This window comes from Citrobacter sp. VF227 (assembly GCF_052950715.1).
In genome coordinates this window covers 1-437 of sequence record NZ_JBRFVF010000599.1, presented here as the reverse complement: position 1 = coordinate 437, position 437 = coordinate 1, and the positions used below count along the sequence as shown (strand labels likewise).

Annotated in this window: 1 pseudogene; it reads left to right on the top strand. The window is 50.6% G+C overall.

Annotated features, from left to right (window positions below):
• Positions 1-437: pseudogene (locus ACU8YC_RS28095) on the top strand (glyoxylate carboligase); the annotation flags it as partial.

Genomic DNA, 437 nt, shown 5'->3' with positions numbered 1-437 from the left:
CTGCTAGCCTCCGATATGGTGTTCGGTATTGGTAACCGTTTTGCTAACCGACACACCGGCTCTGTCGCGAAATATACCGAAGGTCGCAAGATCATTCACATCGATATTGAGCCGACACAAATCGGCCGCGTCCTGTGTCCGGATTTAGGTATCGTTTCGGATGCCAAAGCCGCGCTGACTTTGTTGATTGACGTTGCTCAGGAGATGCAGAAAGCAGGCCGTTTACCTTGCCGGAATACCTAGGTTGATGAATGCCAGCAGCGTAAGCGGACGCGCCTGCGTAAAACCCACTTCGACAATGTCCCGGTTAAACCGCAGCGTGTGTATGAAGAGTTGAATAAAGCCTTTAGCCGTGATGTCTGTTACGTCACGACTATTGGCTTATCGCAAATTGCTGCCGCGCAAATGCTGCACGTATTTAAAGACCGTCACTGGAT